The organism is Vibrio sp. D173a (assembly GCF_030248475.1).
Map to the genome: position 1 here is coordinate 1 of NZ_JAHGAH010000412.1, position 479 is coordinate 479.

Annotated in this window: 1 protein-coding gene; it reads left to right on the forward strand. The window is 44.9% G+C overall.

Annotated elements, in window-relative coordinates:
• On the forward strand, positions 1-479 hold a 479-nt coding region (locus KIV40_RS26310; protein ID WP_285352125.1), incomplete at both ends, for a hypothetical protein.

The window sequence follows — 479 nt, forward strand, 5'->3', positions numbered from 1 at the left end:
GAACCAGAACCAGAACCAGAGCCAGAACCAGAACCAAAGTCAGAGGCTGTTGTGACTCAAGCGAATAAGGATGCGCAATCATTGAGTGCCATGTTTGGGAAAAGCTTGGGGGGAAGCTCAGAAGTAGTTATTTCTAAAGCGTCATCGCTTTCTCAAAAAGAAACCGCTTCCACACAAAAAAGAGCGTATAATCCGACTGTGGTTGATATCAATGGTGGTGTCGACAAAGAGATAGTGGACGCACGAAACTATCATCGAGAAAATGGGGTATCCCAAGGCCGTAACCTCGACAATAAAAGCGGGCTACTTGACCGAGAAAAAAGCAATCAATCGGGCAAAGTCGAGCAACATATTTCGACACTTTTTGCCGACCTTAATCAGGAGTTACGTCGTTTAATGATGGTTTATGGATTAAGGAAGCAATCGCTTCGAGTGACGCTGCATTTCACGCAAGGTACGATAGATGATGTTTCTGTCAG